Source organism: Acinetobacter sp. 24-47-47, assembly GCF_057737035.1.
The window spans coordinates 2535098-2552039 of sequence record NZ_CM173216.1; the positions used below are offsets into that span (position 1 = coordinate 2535098).

At 39.1% G+C, this 16942-nt stretch carries 12 protein-coding genes; 7 read left to right on the forward strand and 5 right to left on the reverse strand.

What is annotated here, in order from left to right; genetic code table 11:
* Nucleotides 1-212 precede the first annotated feature (212 nt).
* On the reverse strand, nucleotides 213-2396 hold the full coding sequence (locus tag AC1M9E_RS11855) for a carboxy terminal-processing peptidase (RefSeq protein ID WP_488224815.1): 2184 nt from the start codon (nucleotides 2394-2396) through the stop codon (nucleotides 213-215).
* 197 nt (nucleotides 2397-2593) lie between these two features.
* Here AC1M9E_RS11855 and nagZ point away from each other — a divergent pair, with 197 nt between their 5' ends.
* Together nagZ and AC1M9E_RS11865 are read left to right on the forward strand one after the other, a co-directional pair.
* Nucleotides 2594-3613, forward strand: a complete 1020-nt coding sequence (gene nagZ / locus AC1M9E_RS11860; protein ID WP_488224816.1) for a beta-N-acetylhexosaminidase — start codon at nucleotides 2594-2596, stop codon at nucleotides 3611-3613.
* A gap of 70 nt (nucleotides 3614-3683) precedes the next feature.
* A complete protein-coding gene (locus AC1M9E_RS11865) occupies nucleotides 3684-4529 on the forward strand; it encodes a class I SAM-dependent methyltransferase (protein ID WP_488224817.1) in 846 nt (281 codons plus the stop codon).
* A gap of 63 nt (nucleotides 4530-4592) precedes the next feature.
* Here the strand turns inward: AC1M9E_RS11865 and AC1M9E_RS11870 are convergent, their stop codons facing one another.
* On the reverse strand, nucleotides 4593-5915 hold the full coding sequence (locus AC1M9E_RS11870) for an alpha/beta fold hydrolase (protein ID WP_481591556.1): 1323 nt from the start codon (nucleotides 5913-5915) through the stop codon (nucleotides 4593-4595).
* A gap of 287 nt (nucleotides 5916-6202) precedes the next feature.
* On the opposite strand from AC1M9E_RS11870, the gene AC1M9E_RS11875 reads away from it, so the two are divergent.
* The 3 genes from AC1M9E_RS11875 to pta all read left to right on the forward strand — a co-directional run bounded on the left by AC1M9E_RS11875 (nucleotide 6203) and on the right by pta (nucleotide 11281).
* The gene (locus AC1M9E_RS11875) at nucleotides 6203-7468 is read left to right on the forward strand and encodes a glutamate-5-semialdehyde dehydrogenase (protein ID WP_179998649.1); all 1266 of its coding nucleotides are present in this window, start codon (nucleotides 6203-6205) and stop codon (nucleotides 7466-7468) included.
* Nucleotides 7469-7851: 383 nt separating this feature from the next.
* Nucleotides 7852-9075, forward strand: coding sequence for an acetate/propionate family kinase (locus tag AC1M9E_RS11880; protein ID WP_481953493.1), 1224 nt, complete (start codon nucleotides 7852-7854; stop codon nucleotides 9073-9075).
* A 64-nt stretch (nucleotides 9076-9139) separates the two neighbouring features.
* The gene (gene pta, locus AC1M9E_RS11885; protein WP_481608973.1) at nucleotides 9140-11281 is read left to right on the forward strand and encodes a phosphate acetyltransferase; all 2142 of its coding nucleotides are present in this window, start codon (nucleotides 9140-9142) and stop codon (nucleotides 11279-11281) included.
* 184 nt (nucleotides 11282-11465) lie between these two features.
* Here the strand turns inward: pta and AC1M9E_RS11890 are convergent, their stop codons facing one another.
* Nucleotides 11466-12296 (reverse strand): alpha/beta fold hydrolase, encoded by an 831-nt coding sequence (locus tag AC1M9E_RS11890; protein WP_481597600.1) that lies wholly within the window; start codon nucleotides 12294-12296, stop codon nucleotides 11466-11468.
* Between the two features lie 239 nt (nucleotides 12297-12535).
* Nucleotides 12536-13531: an AraC family transcriptional regulator gene (locus tag AC1M9E_RS11895; protein ID WP_488224818.1), complete on the reverse strand. Its 996-nt coding sequence runs from the start codon at nucleotides 13529-13531 to the stop codon at nucleotides 12536-12538.
* Between the two features lie 409 nt (nucleotides 13532-13940).
* Here AC1M9E_RS11895 and AC1M9E_RS11900 point away from each other — a divergent pair, with 409 nt between their 5' ends.
* Both AC1M9E_RS11900 and AC1M9E_RS11905 read left to right on the forward strand, forming a co-directional pair.
* Complete coding sequence (locus tag AC1M9E_RS11900; protein ID WP_035265279.1) at nucleotides 13941-15467, forward strand: fumarate hydratase; 1527 nt, start codon at nucleotides 13941-13943, stop codon at nucleotides 15465-15467.
* A gap of 71 nt (nucleotides 15468-15538) precedes the next feature.
* Entirely contained in the window at nucleotides 15539-16081 is a 543-nt protein-coding gene (locus tag AC1M9E_RS11905) for a DUF2059 domain-containing protein (RefSeq protein ID WP_035265277.1), read from the forward strand.
* A gap of 27 nt (nucleotides 16082-16108) precedes the next feature.
* Here AC1M9E_RS11905 and AC1M9E_RS11910 read toward each other — a convergent pair whose 3' ends face one another.
* On the reverse strand, nucleotides 16109-16861 hold the full coding sequence (locus AC1M9E_RS11910) for a DUF2846 domain-containing protein (protein WP_481591561.1): 753 nt from the start codon (nucleotides 16859-16861) through the stop codon (nucleotides 16109-16111).
* Between the last annotated feature and the right edge of the window lie 81 nt (nucleotides 16862-16942).

Here is a 16942-nt window from a genome sequence, read left to right on the forward strand (position 1 = left end):
AGAGACTTATCCGTACCTGAACCTGTTTTTATTTTATTTAAACCCCAAAAGTACAGCAAATAAATGTAAGAAGGTTCAACTTTTTAATGAGCATTTGTCGCCTACAACAATATCACCATCTCATTGAACGTCAAGTTGTTTTTCGGCGAGATCCATAAAAAATGGCGTATCGAAATACGCCATTTTTAAGTAAAACTTAACAATAAATATTTTTATTTTTGCAAGGCAATGTAATCGAGCAAGATATGAGCTGATTCAGTGACAAATGCCTCTTCTTCAGGTAAAGGTGGGCGTTGATTAGTTTTCATCTTAGCACGCGATTCAGCCAAAGCTTCCATCGACGCCTGATAACTTTCCCAATTTGGATAAGCAGTTTTACCCATTGCTATACGGCGTTTGTTTTCTTCTGCCAACGTTTCTTTTTCCAAAGCGATGAGTTCAGCTTTACGTTGATCGATATCCAACACGATTTGTTTATTCTCTTTAGCTTTCTGCGAAATCGCTTTACGCGCTTCTAAATACTTAAATTGAATATCATTCGCAACACGCTGTTTTGAATGAGCAGCTAATTTTGGTACAAAGGCTTGCACTTCTCCCTCACGTTTGAAAGGAGCTGTAGGGATGGTATCCCACTCTAAAGCATTCTTAGCTTTACGCTCCCCAAACTCTTCATCGTAGATATCAACCAATTGAATATCAGGCACAACCCCTTTATTTTGTGTGCTTCCACCAGTAACACGGTAAAACTTTCGTTGCGTCAATGTCGCTTGACCATACGCTAAGCTGTCCAATTGAACTTGAGCTGTACCCTTACCTGTCGTAGTACTTCCAATCACAATCCCACGACCATAATCCTGCACAGCAGCTGAATAGATTTCACTTGCTGATGCAGAAGCCAGATTCACCATGACAGCCAATGGACCTGCGTAGGTTTGAGCGCCTCCATCACGATCTTCGAAGACACTGACGTTACCATTCCCATCCCGAATTTGAACCACTGGACCAGATTTAATCACTTGCCCAATCATTTTTGCCACTTCTTCGAGTGAACCGCCAGGGTTATTACGAAGATCGACGATAATGCCATCGACATTTTGCGCAGCTAAACTTTTCAATGCATTATTGGTATCTTCAGATACTGAACGATAGCTTTCACCAGCACGACGGGCACGGTAGTTGTAATAGAACGATGGAATTTCGACTACCCCAACTTTATGTTTCTTGCCATCTCGTACAATTTCTACTGTTCTTGAACGTACACCTGCATCCTCTTCTTGAATCACATCACGTACGATAGTTACGGTACGTGCCTGACTCATAGATGCTCCAGGTCCGAGCAATTTAATGGTGACTTTAGTCCCACGCTTACCTCGGATCAATCCAACGATTTCAGAACTGGTCCATCCAATGACGTCGACCATTTTGTCACCGTCTTGCGCGACACCAATAATACGATCACCAGACTTAACCTGTCCTGTCTTAAACGCAGGACCACCATCTACGATCGTCTCGATACGCGTATAGTCTTCATTCCCGCGTTCTGGACGGATCGACACACCAATCCCCTCAAGCTGCAATGTGGTCTGACGATTTAACTCAATCGCATCGATTGGCGGGAAATAATTACTGTGCGGGTCATAAGTCGCCAACATAGCATTGAGCGTTTTTTCTAAAACGTCATCGCTTTTTGTACGCTTCATACGTTCTAATTGACGCATATAGCGCTTGGTCAAAGTCTGAACTGGCGTTAAATCTTCAGCTGAAGTGAGATCTTGTCCTGCTGCTAAAGAAGGATCATCTTTCAGCGCTTTTTGCTTAGCCAAATCTTCTTCTTTAGCAATCGTTAAATTGATTAACTGAGACACCAGCATTTTGCGCCATTGATTTTCTTGCTCAGCTTTATTTTTGAAAAATGGAGCCTTTTCACGATCAGACTCGATAAACACATTAGGTTGATTTAGGTTTTGCGGTTTTTTTAACTCCGCCAACATAAACTCATAGAATGACTTTAAACGATCACGGTATTGAGCGTGAATGGCATAAGGTCCTTCAAGGTTACCCGCTTTGAGCGCCGCTCCAAAAGTTGGTCCGTATTTTTTCTTATAGTTTGCCACTTCATCTGCCAAGAAAAGGCTATGGTCAGGATCAAGACTATCAATATACATATCAAAAATACGTTGTGAGGTCGTAGCATCTAAACGCATATTTAAATAGTGCTGACGATCCACCAAAGTTGCTAATTGTCTTGAAACTAAAGCTTGTTCTTGTGTGGGCTTTATATTCTGAACCTGTTGAACCGCTGGTTGATTCGCTGCGATCGCAACATTAATTGTATGACCAAAAAATAAACCACCAGTGGCAATGGCTACCGCGCAAGCGATTGTTTGAAGTTTCATAACGAATTTGTCTTTCCTTGGATAAACCAAATTTACACTATTGTTTTCAGATAGAAATATTAATATTCAAAACCTTAAACAACTTTTTTTATTTCTGCCGTATAGTTTTATCATAATCTGTACGGAGAAAATGTAGCAAATCATTGCAGAATTCGGGTATTGTTTTCTCTTTTAAAATTAGAATCACGGATTCCACTATGATTGGCGCATTGATGCTTGATATTGAGGGCACAACACTTAATCAAGAAGATATTCAACTCCTTCAATCTCCACAAGTCGGTGGAGTCATTTTGTTTGGAAGAAATATTGAATCACCTCAACAAGTTCGCGCCTTAACGGATCATATGCGCCAAGTTCGCCCCGATATTTTAATTGCAGTCGATCAAGAAGGTGGACGCGTACAACGTTTAAAACAAGGCTTCACTCTCCTTCCTGCTATGGGACGTTTCGGTGAGCTCTATCTAAGACAGCCAGAACGCGCAATTGAATTGGCTGAACAATGCGGCTGGCTCATGGCTACCGAAGTTCTTGCAGTCGGGATCGACTTTAGCTTTGCACCTGTATTAGACCTTAACGACATCAGCGATGTTATTGGTGATCGTGCTTTTGCTAAGAATATCTCAGATATCATCCCTTTAGCCCAAGCCTTTATGCAAGGTATGAAACGCGCAGGCATGGCAACCACGGGGAAACACTTCCCTGGCCATGGCTCGGTTAAAGCAGATTCACATATTGCTGCAGCTGTGGATACACGAAGTTATGCTGAAATTGAAGCTCAAGATATGCAAAGCTTTATTCAACTCCAACCTCAACTTGACGCACTCATGCCAGCACATGTGATTTATGAAAAAGTAGATCCAAATCCTGCTGGTTTTTCTCAGTATTGGGTTCAAAAAGTACTTCGTGAAACACTTCAGTTCGATGGTGTCTTGTTTTCTGATGACTTAACTATGCAAGCAGCTTGTGTTGCAGGTGGTGCAGATGCTCGCATCAAAGCCGCGCTTGAAGCTGGCTGTGATATGGGCTTAGTCTGCAATAATCGGGAATCTGCATGTGTCGCGCTCAGTGCCATAGAGAATTATCCATTGCCGAACCAAGAACGCTTAGAGCGTATGCGCGGTAAGATTCAAGAGATTCGCATTGGTGAACAACTTGACTTAGGCAACGAATGGAAATCTGTCAAAAAGGTCATTGAAGATTTTAGACAATCATTTTAATAATAAAGGGAGCATCTAAATGCTCCCTTTATCTTGACCAATCCAATAATAATCATAGCTAAGGATGTGTATGTCTCAATCAAAACAATCAAAGCACCGTCATATTTCGTTTACTGCTCACTACACTGGCTATATTTGGTACCAAATGGGTATCTCTCACGAAGCATTTGCGACTTCGAAAGGTAAAGCGTTGGCGCAATTCGCTCACCCTTTTGAAAGTATGGCTGAGAAGTTTATCGGTGGAAGTATGCGTTCAACTCTGAAGACACGACATACATTATTAGACGACCATTTAAAATTATTAATCAAACAATATCCAAACCTGCAAATTTTAGAAATTGCAGCGGGACTTTCACCTCGTGGTTGGTGGTTTAGATCTCGTTATCCCGAAATAGATTATCGCGAATTAGATTTACCAGACATGGCTGCCACAAAACAATCCGCTTTGAATAAAATCGATCCCGAAAGCCCTAAAGTTTTATCAGCAGACTTATTCACGGATGATTTCAAAACAGCTTTTGACGAATTCGACCCAACACGACCGCTAGTGATTATCAGTGAAGGATTAATCAATTATTTTAATCAAGATTTACTCAAACAATTGCTGAATTCAATTGTACGTTTTGGTCAACCATTCCAAACGCTTCATTATTTAACTGACCTTTATCCCGAACCTGTCCAACATAAACTGGCTAACTTAATTTGGTCGAGCAGCAAATTACTCAAATACGCTTCAAGAAGTGCATTTACCTTCCACTTTAAAGACCCTTTAGAGGTACAGCACTTTTTTAAACTGTCAGGTTTTACTGAAGTTGAAGTCATTCAACCTCAACTGTATTTTGAAAAAAAGAATCAAAATATGGATACAGATCAGCATCTTGGTGATCTAGTATGGATGATTCATGCAATAAAATAATGATTCATTCGTAGCAATATTACGAAGTATCTATTTTTTGATTCAAATGAATTCAATGACAGCCTAATCCACGCTGTCATTGTGTTTATGGGTATCTATAAATTGAAGTAAGCGATCAGCCACTTCAAAATAACCATGCTTGAATAATGCTCTTACTTCATTTCCAATAAAATCGAACATTAAACATTCGACAGCAAAATGTCCTTGCTCATCCTCAAATTCAATTGCAAAACTTCGAGCATCTTCCTGTAAGACTTCAACTTGAGATGGATCATCCAAAAAGAATGATACACCAAAGTAATTCAGGTCTTTAATTTCAACTTCAAAACGTTGTGCATTTGTTTGATGAATTAAAACAGAATGTGCATTTTTAAGGGCAAATCGAACTTCCCCTCTGCGATCCAATGATTGCATTTGGTCTTTATCTAAATAAATGATCCCATCTAGATTATGAATCGATTCGCCTTTTAAGAAACTGGTAAAAAGATTCATGGTTTCTTTTCGGCGTTGCAGTTGAGGCACATGATCCGCATTTGCAATCATTGCAAACTCAACATCAGGACATTGCAAGGCAAAATTCGCATTCTCAAATGGCAAAGTAAAACTATCGAATTGACCACATGCTACTAATGTTTTACACATCGGAATTGGAACATGGGAAAGACGCAATAAACGATTACAGTTGATTTCATATCGCTCACGCTCAGCGATATCAAACTCAGACATCTGCTTATAAAAGAGTCGTTTAGCTGTTGGAGACATACGCGTTTGATCTAATTTTGCATGATTCACCAAATACAAAATGACAGCCTGACCAAACTCATCCATACGTTGCTCTTGCATCAATATTAATGACTCTTCAAGCAACATACGCCAGCTTTTCCGCGTCTTCTGCATGACGCCCATCAGAATTAATCGATCTACCAGTTCTGGACGATAATGAGCAAAACAGGAAGCAACCACAGAGCCTAATGACATCCCCATAACAGAGACTTTCTTAATCTCCACCAAATCCAACCATTGACCTAACATTTTTGAAAGCTCTGGTAGCTCTAGAGTACCAGCAGAAATTCCAGTATCACGATTGTGGATTTGTTGATTTGAACCTAAAGATGGTAAGTCGATTAAAATAACAGGTCCTTTCTCGAAGAGCTGTTCAACGCAATATTTATATGAATTAAAATTTTGAAATGCGCCTCCGACAATCAGCGTTGGCGTCTGATGCAGTGTTTCTGGCGATGCGATCGCCATATATTCAATTTTCCACCCATCAATCCATGTGGTTCGTGGCGGCTCTTTAAAACTATTTTTATGGTACAGATCAAAAAAATGAGTGCTGTCTTCAGCTGAATAATCTTCAAGCTCCATTTTTATCATGGAATTCATTCCCTTATCTCCATTTGGCTTTATTGTTTTGTTTTCACAGCCGTTAATTTGATCATACTCTCAATTCGTTATGATTATGCAACATAATTAACATTCATTTCATTTTATACAGATGCATGAAATCTGCGCAATGCAAGAATTCACCTTTTATCTTTTTTAACTACCGTTAGGTTCTAAAAATAGTTACAAGTTTTATCAACTTAGCTTTTTTCGCTGATAAACATAGATTGTTGTCATCTGCGCTGCTACTATTTGAATGAGATTTTAAAATGATCAGTTAAACTGCTATGCAAGACTCCATCGAACAGTACATGCAAGTCGTCGGTCAGAATGCGCGTGAAGCTTCACGCTTTTTGGCTGGATCTTCGACTTTTGAACGAAATAATGCTTTGACGGCAATCCATACCGCTTTGGAAGACCATCAAGCTCAAATTCTAGCTGCGAATAAGCTAGACATGACTCGTGGTCATGAAAACAATTTAGACAGCGCATTACTCGATCGTTTGGAACTTACACCCACACGCTTCAGTGGAATGTTACAAGGTCTTAAAGATGTCATCAGTTTAATTGATCCCATTGGTGAAATTACTGACCTAGCTTATCGCCCGTCTGGTATTCAGCTTGGAAAAATGCGAGTGCCTTTAGGTGTCGTAGGTATGATTTATGAATCACGTCCTAACGTCACTCTAGAAGCAGCCTCTTTAGCGATTAAGTCTGGCAATGCCATCATTCTTCGCGGTGGTTCAGAAGCATTAGAGTCAAACAAAGCCATTGCTACCGCAATTCAAAAAGGTTTAGAGCAAGCTGGAGTACCAGTCAACGCAGTGCAGGTTGTAAATACAGCTGATCGTGCTGCTGTTGGACAATTGATTACTCTCTCTGAGTATGTTGACGTTATTGTTCCACGTGGTGGCAAAGGCTTAATTGAACGTATTACACGTGAAGCAACTATTCCAGTAATCAAACATCTTGATGGTAACTGTCACGTCTTCGTTGAGGCTCAAGCAGATCTACAAAAAGCATTGCCAATTGCGTTAAATGCAAAAACTCATCGCTATGGCGTATGTAATGCCATGGAAACGCTGCTAGTTGATGAAAAAGTTGCTGATGACTTTCTGCCTCGCATTGCTGAACTTTATGCTGAAAAACAAGTTGAGCTGCGTGGTTGCTTAAAAGTAAAAGCAATTTTAGGTGAACAGATTAAAACTGCGACCGAAGAAGACTGGTATGAGGAATATCTAGGACCTATTTTAGCGGTTAAAGTGGTCAGTGGCGTTGATGAAGCAATTTTGCATATCAATAAATACGGATCGCATCACACTGATTCGATTATTACTGAAAACTTTAGCACGGCGCGAAAATTTCTTACACGCGTCGATTCAAGTTCGGTCATGGTCAATGCCTCTACCCGTTTTGCTGATGGTTTTGAATATGGTTTAGGTGCTGAAATCGGCATTTCAACAGATAAAATTCATGCCAGAGGTCCAGTCGGATTAGAAGGACTCACCTCACAAAAATGGATTGTTTTAGGCGATGGCCAAATCCGTCAATAAACCTAACTTAAAAAACAAAGCCCTTTGAGTAAAGGGCTTTGTTTTTGAGTGATTCAACTCATCATAACGAAATAAAAAACGTATAAATTAAATCAATTACAAAGCAGAAGTGGTATATAAAAAATACAATACATGCTATGTTTTACGCATACAATTTAATTAAAATATAACCATCATTTATTTAATAAATGAATAAAGAAAGACTATAAATTTTAATTATTATTGCCTTAGTGGTCGATAGTGCTTAAGTCTAATCACCTAAAGTCTATCTAGGACAATAAAAAAACGCATGATACAAATGCTTCACGATCAAGAAATAACATTTTTTGTTCATTTGGAAGAAAACAAACGAAATATTAAAATTGCCAGTAAAGGAACACACCATGCCTCATTCAGTTCTTATCATCAATTGCGGTTCTTCTTCGATCAAGTTTGCATTATTACTTAAAGATCAAGATTTCCGAATTCATGGTCTTGCTGAAAATTTAGGTACGCCAGAAGCGCGCATCAAAGGCGTGACTGTAGGCAACGAACCAGTTGATATTCGTATTCCAAATGCAGACCACAAAGAAGCACTTGAAGTTGGATTATCTCGCTTAGCGAATCACAAGCCTGATGCCATTGGTCATCGTATTGTACATGGTGGTTCTTTAACTCAAGCAGAGTTAATCACCGATGAAATTATTGAAAAGATCCGTGAAGCAACACCTTTAGCTCCATTACATAATCCTGCACATCTCGTTGGGATCGAAGCGACTAAACGTTTGTTCCCAGACTTACCGCAAGTTGCAGTGTTTGATACAGCGTTCCATCAAACAATGCCAGCGCATGCCTATCGTTATGCGGTACCAAAATTTTTATACACTGAACATAATGTTCGCCGCTATGGATTCCACGGTACAAGCCATGCCTATGTATCAGATCGTGGTTCTGAGCTTGCTGGTAGTTTCCGTGAAGGTGGTTGGCTCACCGCTCATTTAGGCAATGGTAGTTCTACTTGTGCAATTTGGAATGGTAAAAGTGTTGATACCTCTATGGGATTAACGCCGCTCGAAGGTTTAGTGATGGGTACCCGTAGTGGTGATGTAGATCCAAGCTTACATAATTTTTTAGCCAAAAACCTAGGATGGGACATTTACAAAATTGACAGAATGCTCAATAGCCAATCTGGTTTATTAGGACTTTCAAACCTGTCAAACGATATGCGAACACTTATCGAAGCTTCAGAAGAAGGCAATGAAGATGCTGCACTTGCTATTGAAGTATTCTGCTATCGTCTTGCTAAATCATTAGCAGCACTCAGCTGTGGTTTACCTCGTCTTGATGGCTTATTCTTCACAGGTGGTATTGGTGAAAACTCAGCATTCATTCGTGAAAAAACATTATCTTATTTGCCACATTTTGGTTTTAACTTTAGCAAAGAAAAAAATAACCAATTAGCTCGCGGTACTGAAGGTCGTATTGATAATGGTACTGGTCCGCAAATTTGGGTCATTCCTACAGATGAAGAAGGACGTATTGCACAAGAAACAGAACATGTGGTGAATCAAATCGGAGATGTGAATTCATCTGAAAAAAAGTCTGAACTTGAAACCGCGACTGCTTAAGCAGTCGCCCGCTCAGACATATTTACATATTTCTTTTTTATTTTTAGATATAGATTTTGATGATATGAAAACAATTGTACTTGTTCCAACTGGTGAAGGTGTAGGTCTGACATCAGCGTGTTTAGGCTTAATTTATGCACTTGAGTGTCAAGGTGTAAAAGCTGGTTTTGTTAAGCCATTTTCACAAGAAGTACATGCTGAAAATTTCGATCGCACCACAGCGTTATTCCGCCATGTTTCTCAGAACGAAACAGTTGAACCAATCTCATATCAAAATGTAGTTCAGCAATTAAATGCTGGTGAAAGTGATGAGTTATTAGAAGAAGCTGTTCGTCTACATCGTCAAATTGCTAAAAAACATGATCTTATTATTGTGGAAGGGTTAGTTCCAAACAGTCGTGATAGTTTTGCATCTGAACTGAATGCTCAACTTGCTCAAGCACTAGATGCGAAAGTCATCATTGTGAGCAATGCTGATATCAAACAACCAGCCTATACAGCAGAAAAAGTAGAAACCCAATTACGTAATTTTGGTGGAGCAAACAGCAACCGAACAGCTGGTGTGCTTTTCATGCGAACCAAAGGTCTGTCCGAGGAGTCTGCACAGATTCCAGTGACCATTGATCCAAGTCTGCGTCTGATACAAGAGACTCAACAATTTGTTGGGGAAATTCAAAAAACACATCCACTGATTGGTTCCGAACAACTTCCTGTTATTGCATTAGTACCATTTAGCAATACTTTAAGTGTGCCGCGAATGTCTGATATCGCGCAACATATTCAAGCAGAATGGATTAACTTAGGTGAGGCTGCACAACGACGTGTTCTGCATAGTAGCCTGATCGCTTCAAATATCGAGCGCGAACTGCACAAATTCACGGCAGGCGAACTGATTATTAGCGCATCAGATCGTATTGATGTCTTACTTGCAAGTAGTTTAGCAAGCAGCAATGGTATCCCTCTTGCTGGTTTAGTATTGACTGAACATTATGCACCTAATCAACAAGTACTGGCTTTCTGCCAAGCTGCGATAAAACAGGGCTTACCTATTTTACACACACCATTGAGCACCTTTGAAACGGCAACCCAACTGGCTAATTTAAGTAATGAAATTCCTGTAGATGATACTGCTCGCGCTGAACAAGTCACTCGATTTGTATCTAGCCATATTGATGCGGATTGGGTAACGCAGTTGCTGAATGGTTCATACCAACCACGTCTTTCTCCATCTGCATTCCGTCATGAGTTGGTACAAAAATCAATTGCAGCGAAGAAAAGAATTGTTCTTCCTGAAGGTGATGAACCTCGTACGATTCAAGCAGCCGCGATCTGCCAATCACGTGGTATTGCTCACTGTATCTTACTGGCAAAACCAGAAGCAGTTTTAGATGTAGCCAAAGCTCGAGGGATTGAATTACCTGATGATTTAGAAATCATTGATCCAGACCTCATCCGCGACAATTATATTGCGCAAATGGTAGAGTTGCGTAAAGGCAAGTTAAATGAACTGCAAGCGAAAGAACAGTTACAAGATACAGTGGTTCTTGGAACGATGATGTTAGCACTAGATCAAGTGGATGGATTAGTTTCAGGTGCAGTTCATACCACAGCCAATACAGTTCGCCCTGCATTTCAGTTGATTAAAACGGCACCTGATTACTCTTTAGTTTCGTCTGTTTTCTTTATGTTATTACCAGATGAAGTGTATGTTTATGGTGACTGTGCAATCAATCCAGATCCTAATGCAGAGCAACTTGCTGAAATCGCGATTCAATCTGCCGATTCGGCAAAAGCGTTTGGTATTGATCCACGTATTGCCATGATTTCATATTCAACAGGAACATCTGGCACAGGTGCTGATGTTGAAAAAGTTGCTGAAGCAACACGCATCGCAAAAGAACGTCGTCCAGATTTATTGATTGATGGACCCCTTCAATATGATGCTGCCTCTGTAGAAAGTGTAGGTCGCTCTAAAGCACCTGACTCTCAAGTGGCGGGTCGTGCCAATGTGTTTATTTTCCCTGACTTGAATACTGGTAATACCACCTATAAAGCAGTTCAACGCTCTGCCAATGTGGTCAGTGTCGGTCCAATGCTCCAAGGTTTAAACAAACCTGTAAACGATTTATCTCGTGGTGCATTGGTCGATGATATTGTCTTTACCATTGCTTTAACAGCGATTCAAGCTGAGCAACAAGCCCAATAATTTGATTTGCATATGAGTTACCATCCTCGCGAAAGTGAGGATAGTTTTTTCAATAAGTCCCTTAGAACACTCAGATCTATGATTAACTCCTACGTGTTGTAACTTAGAATCATGAGGTTAACTAAAGACTTATATAAAAAAACAAGAACTCTGATGAGTTCTTGTTTTTTTATAATAATTAAAATTAATTCTGAATAAATTCAAGAAGGTCAGGATTAATCACGTCAGGATTAATAGTGAGCATCCCATGTGAATAACCTGGATAAATCTTTAAAGTTCCATTTTGTACCAATTCAGCCGATAACTTTCCTGAAATATCAAGAGGAACAATTTGGTCATCATCACCATGTAAAACTAATACTGGCACTGAAATTTTCTTAAGGTCTTCTCTAAAATCAGTTTGGGAGAAAGCCACAATCCCATCATAGTGTGCTTTAGCAGAACCCATCATCCCTTGTCTCCACCAATTTTGAATCACTGGTTCAGACGGCTTCGCATTCGGACGATTAAAGCCATAAAATGGACCTTCAGGTACAGCACGATAGAATTCAGCTCGATTTTTAAATAACTGAGCCTGCATATCATCAAAAACAGCTTTCGGCAATCCATTTGGATTATCTTCAGTTTTCACCATATAAGGTGGTACAGAGCTCACAAGAACAGCTTTAGAGACACGTTCCTCACCATATCTTGCTATATAGTGTGCAACCTCTCCACCGCCTGTTGAATGACCAATATGAATCGCCTTTTTAATGCCCAAATGCTCTACAACAGCCGCAACATCATCAGCATAATGATCCATATCATGACCTTCAGACACTTGAGAAGATCGTCCATGACCACGGCGGTCATGCGCCACTACACGGTAACCTTTGTCTAAAAAGTAAAGTATTTGCGCATCCCAATCATCTGAACTTAAAGGCCACCCATGATGAAAAAAAAGAACCTCACCGTCACGTGATCCCCAATCTTTATAAAAAATTTCAACACCGTCTTTAGTCTTTACATAACTCATTTTCAACTCCTTAAATTGGTTGAATAATAATTGAATATGAAATCAAATTAATTCTTAAGCAATTGAATATTTTTTAAAATTTAATTCGATTTATTAGGATTAGAACTTCATTAAAAACTTAAATGTGTTAAAAACCAAGTAACCATTTAGAGTGTTAAAACTGTTCTACCTCAGATTAAAGTAACGGATTTGGCATAAGTTTAATTGACTCAGATGATATAGTTTAAGTATCAATTGAATCATTTTCTGGAGATTTTTCTTTTTCGGTATTGCAAAGGTGTCTCACCCGTCCAACGTTTAAATGCTCGTGAAAAAACAGAACTCTCTGAGAAACCGAGAACGCTGACAATATGGCACATGGAAATCTCTTTGGATGCTAATAATTGCTTTGCAGTCCGAATACGATAATGAGTTAGAATTTTCTCAAAAGAAGTGTCAATAGCGTTTAAAGATGCACGCAAGGTGTTGACCTTCATATTTAACTTGTCTGCCACATGCTTTAATTGAACATTGCCTGATTCGAGTAAAACATCAGCTAGAATTTGTTCTATATCAGAAATAAGTTCATATTTTTCAACCTGTCTCATCTGACGTTTTGCATAAGTTTCATGGATGGCAAATAATTCAGGCTCATACCAGTCAAATTTTAAATTCAACAACGCTGCATCAAATATAATTTTCCCATCTGGACAGCCCAACTCAACTTCACATCCCCATACGCGCTTGTATTCTATTAATGTCGCACCATATTCATAGGGTAAATAAATTTTAATTGGGCGGAATTGATCATCTGTAATGAATTTCAAAAACTTTAAAATCACACTGATCACAATCTCTAAATAGTGCCGAACAGGATGATTAAACCCTTGAATTCCAGCAACATGCTCATCTGTGAACAGGCTAAAATGAAAAGCTGAAGAAAGTAATTTTTGGTAATTTAAAGCTTTCTCTAGTCCAACTTTAAATCCCGAACTACTCAAAAACAGATACTCAATCACTGAGCCTCTAATTACAGGAAAATGCTCTCCTACATGTAAACCAATATCTCTGTCATTAGAAACTTTTTGCGCTGTATTCCAAAATCGGTACTGACATGAATTATCTCTGCGAACTGTCTTATCAGGCAACTGTGCGGGCAATCTTACATCTTCTAAAATTTGCTCTACATTTAATCCCATCTGTTGCATTGTGATATAGGCATAACTTAGAAAGACTCCAGCGTCACTTGACTTCATATTTAATTAACTTCTAGATTTTATGAAATATATAAATAATATTGATTTTTAATTATATAAATATTTACTTAATACTTTCTATTGAAAATCTTAACAAAATTTAATTTCATAAAGTCAATGTATTAGAATTATTGATGACTAAAATAGTGAAATTTCACCCATTTAATCTAAAAATATTATGAGATAAATTTGAAAAAAATTATTGTTATTTATAAAAAAGCTTAAACAACTTATTACGTAAACGTATTTCCATCTAAAAAATTAATTAGCAAATATTAATTTTAACTTTTCTATGAATGAATCTGCTCTCTTAAACTTTCGCCCAATTCCTCAGCAAAAAAGCCACAATTGAATCATTTTGTCTTATAATTTAGCCCGCTAGCTATCAGCCCGCTCAAGAGATATTTGTATGACAACTATTATCAAGCAAGACGACTTGATCACATCCGTTAAAGATGCGCTTCAGTTCATTTCTTACTATCATCCACAAGACTTCATCCAAGCAATGAGTCGTGCGTATGACCGTGAAGAAAACAAAGCTGCCAAAGATGCGATCGCACAAATCTTAATCAATTCACGTATGTGTGCCGAAGGTCACCGTCCGATCTGTCAAGATACTGGTATCGTCAACGTATTCGTTGAAGTGGGCATGGACGTTAAATTTGATTTAACAATGAGCTTAGACGACGCGATTAATGAAGGTGTTCGCCAAGGTTACTTAGAAAACTCTAACGTACTTCGTGCATCTGTACTTGCTGATCCTGCTTTTGGCCGTAAGAATACGAAAGACAACACCCCTGCTGTGATCTACCATAAACTTGTTCCAGGTAACAAAGTAGATATCACTGTTGCAGCAAAAGGCGGTGGTTCAGAAAATAAATCTAAACTTGCAATGTTAAACCCATCTGATTCAATCGTGGACTGGGTACTGAAAACTGTACCAACCATGGGTGCAGGCTGGTGTCCTCCTGGTATGCTCGGTATTGGTATCGGTGGTACAGCTGAAAAAGCCATGATGCTTGCTAAAGAAGCATTGATGGAAGAGATCAACATGGACGAGCTTCTTCGTCGTGGTCCACAAAATAAACTTGAAGAACTTCGTATCGAAATCTTCGAGAAAGTAAACGCGCTGGGTATTGGTGCACAAGGTCTTGGCGGTTTAACGACTGTTCTAGACATCAAAATTAAAGACTACCCTTGTCACGCTGCGGGTAAACCAGTCGGTATGATCCCGAACTGTGCTGCGACTCGTCACGCACACTTCACACTAGACGGTACAGGTGTTGCGAATATTATTGCACCTAAACTTGAAGACTATCCTGAAGTCACTTGGGACTCATCTTCTTCTAAACGTGTTGACTTAGATAACATCACACAAGAAGAAATGAACTCTTGGAAACCAGGTGATACGCTTCTTCTTAACGGTACAATCTATACAGGTCGTGACGCTGCGCACAAACGTATGGTTGATATGTTAAACAACGGTGAAGAGCTTCCTGTAGACCTTAAAGGTAAGTTCATTTACTACGTTGGTCCTGTTGATCCAGTGGGTGACGAAGTTGTAGGTCCTGCAGGTCCAACAACTGCAACACGTATGGATAAGTTCACACGCCAAGTTTTAGAAGCAACTGGTCTTTTCGGTATGATCGGTAAAGCGGACCGCGGTCCTGCTGCGATTGAAGCAATCAAAGACAATAAAGCAACTTACCTCATGGCTGTAGGCGGTGCTGCATATCTCGTATCTAAAGCAATTCGTGAAGCGGAAGTTGTCGCTTTTGAAGATTTAGGTATGGAAGCAATCTATAAGTTCGTGGTTAAAGATATGCCTGTATCTGTTGCAGTAGACGTTAACGGCACATCAGTTCACGCAACTGCACCAAAAATTTGGCAGGCTAAAATTGGTAAAATTCCAGTTGTAGATGCAGCTGCACAATAAATAATATTCGACTTGTCTCAAGTTCAAAAAGCACTCTATCATTAGGGTGCTTTTTTATACCGAGAATACTCATGAAAATTTTAAGAACATTATTTTTGAGCGGATGCATGATCTGCTCACCTGCGGTTATGGCAGCTCAAGCGACTGATCAACAAATCGAAAAACTCATACAAGTATTGAATTTAGATCAGCTCTTACAAAGTACGCTTAAACAAATCCGACCTCAAATTGATCAACAGGCCTATAGCATTGTTCAAAATATTGTTAAGGCCGAAAAATTAACACCACAACAACAAGTTATTGCCAATGAACTGGCTGATAAAATTCACCAAGAAAATATTAAGCAAACTTCTTGGGAAAAACTTAAACCGATCTATCTCAAAATTTATAAAGATGTCTATGATGCCCAAGAAGTTCAAGCCCAGATCGACTTTTATTCCTCTCCAACAGGTCAATCCATTTTAAATAAAGGTCCACTTGTTGCTCAAGAATCCATGAAAATCCTGAATCAACAACTTGCAGGCTCTTTACAATCTACAGAAAAGAATTTTGCTGAAGTCCAAAAGAAATTAGAACAACTACAAAAACAAAGTATTCATACTGACTCGAAATAAGCTAAAAACCATTATGCTGAATCAGAGTTACCATGTGCGTGGATCATATATCTTAAAAGGTTCTGTTAAGCGCACATCATCACTGGCTTTATATTCTTTATTTTTAATTTTTTCTTTTGATTTTTGCAATGTTCCGTTCGGTTGAATAACGGCAACATAGTTAAGCCCAGGCGTTTTCAACTGAGTCATGCCAATTTCTCTTAATGCCTGTTTTGTTGGCATTTGCATCAATGGTCCAACTCTGAGGAGATCTTCACTACCATTTGGTCCACCTCGAAACTGTTCTTCTTCATATTTTAAGAAATACTGCTGCCCCGCTTTAACACTAAAACTTGCAACCAAAGGTTTTTGAAAATGCATCACAGTTAAAGGTCGACTGATACTAAGTTGATAATCCCCTTCAGCCAGCTCTATCCAATAATAATGATTGCTGATTAAACTCGGAATGCGCTTACCATTTAGAAAAAAACTCGGTGCAATAATTTCCTGACGATTCCACTTACTATCAGGACGGTACAGATACAACACTGCGGCTTGCTGATGTTGAGGTTTTACACGGCTGAAAAACTGTCCTGGTTTTTGATTTACCCATGAGCCCAGATCAAATCCTGCAACTTTATATTGAGCTAGCTTCTGAGATACAAAAGTTTTTTTCTCACTAAAATCTACCGGTTTTAACGTTGAAACCACATGAGTTTGATTATTATCGTTAAGCCCTTTATGTGTCTGACATGCCACAAGAAACAGACTCAAAGCACACACTGCTACGCTTGATCGCATGATTATCCCTCATCACGAATACTTTTTATTCTATGTCATATTTTTGTTATCGTTAGATTATCATCTCAATCCGAGATTAAA

Coding starts and splice junctions, on each gene's coding strand:
- AC1M9E_RS11855 (WP_488224815.1), bottom strand. CDS start 2,396: ATGAAACTTCAAACAATCGCTTGCGCGGTAGCCATTGCCACTGGTGGT.
- nagZ (WP_488224816.1), top strand. CDS start 2,594: ATGATTGGCGCATTGATGCTTGATATTGAGGGCACAACACTTAATCAA.
- AC1M9E_RS11865 (WP_488224817.1), top strand. CDS start 3,684: ATGTCTCAATCAAAACAATCAAAGCACCGTCATATTTCGTTTACTGCT.
- AC1M9E_RS11870 (WP_481591556.1), bottom strand. CDS start 5,915: ATGAATTCCATGATAAAAATGGAGCTTGAAGATTATTCAGCTGAAGAC.
- AC1M9E_RS11875 (WP_179998649.1), top strand. CDS start 6,203: ATGCAAGACTCCATCGAACAGTACATGCAAGTCGTCGGTCAGAATGCG.
- AC1M9E_RS11880 (WP_481953493.1), top strand. CDS start 7,852: ATGCCTCATTCAGTTCTTATCATCAATTGCGGTTCTTCTTCGATCAAG.
- pta (WP_481608973.1), top strand. CDS start 9,140: ATGAAAACAATTGTACTTGTTCCAACTGGTGAAGGTGTAGGTCTGACA.
- AC1M9E_RS11890 (WP_481597600.1), bottom strand. CDS start 12,296: ATGAGTTATGTAAAGACTAAAGACGGTGTTGAAATTTTTTATAAAGAT.
- AC1M9E_RS11895 (WP_488224818.1), bottom strand. CDS start 13,531: ATGAAGTCAAGTGACGCTGGAGTCTTTCTAAGTTATGCCTATATCACA.
- AC1M9E_RS11900 (WP_035265279.1), top strand. CDS start 13,941: ATGACAACTATTATCAAGCAAGACGACTTGATCACATCCGTTAAAGAT.
- AC1M9E_RS11905 (WP_035265277.1), top strand. CDS start 15,539: ATGAAAATTTTAAGAACATTATTTTTGAGCGGATGCATGATCTGCTCA.
- AC1M9E_RS11910 (WP_481591561.1), bottom strand. CDS start 16,861: ATGCGATCAAGCGTAGCAGTGTGTGCTTTGAGTCTGTTTCTTGTGGCA.